Here is a 388-nt window from a genome sequence, read left to right as displayed (position 1 = left end):
AAGCCGCTGACTGCTGCTCTGACGGTGAAAATGTGTGAATGGCGATCATAGAAAATCCTATAACATTTGTAAAAAACACAATAAAGTCAACACGTAAAAGCTTTGTCAATACAAGTGACAGCGTGACAAGCACCCAGGCATAAAAATAAAGCGCCTCCGTCACATTTAATACCGGAAACCGCCCCGTCACCCACATAAAATAGGCCAAATACACGGTTTGCAGAGTCCAGACAATAGAAAGCAACCAGAAGGCCATTTTTCCAGCCTTCCGGTTGTGTTGAAGAAAATCTATAAAATAAAAGAGTACACTTAACGCGTAAATGACGATTGTCCCCTCATTAAGTCTTGCCATTGCAGTATCAATCATTCAGCTTTCACTCACTTACAA

1 pseudogene is annotated in these 388 nt (G+C 41.2%); it reads right to left on the bottom strand.

Annotated features, from left to right (window positions below):
- Positions 1 to 367, bottom strand: a pseudogene (locus RVS70_RS23090) (cytochrome C assembly protein); the annotation flags it as partial.
- Positions 368 to 388 lie beyond the last annotated feature (21 nt).

Origin of the sequence: Virgibacillus sp. M23 (assembly GCF_034190895.1) — a bacterium.
Taxonomy (GTDB): Bacteria; Bacillota; Bacilli; order Bacillales; family Amphibacillaceae; genus Virgibacillus; species Virgibacillus salarius.
The sequence above is the reverse complement of the archived record's forward strand: the minus strand, read 5'-3'. Positions and strand labels throughout refer to the sequence as shown.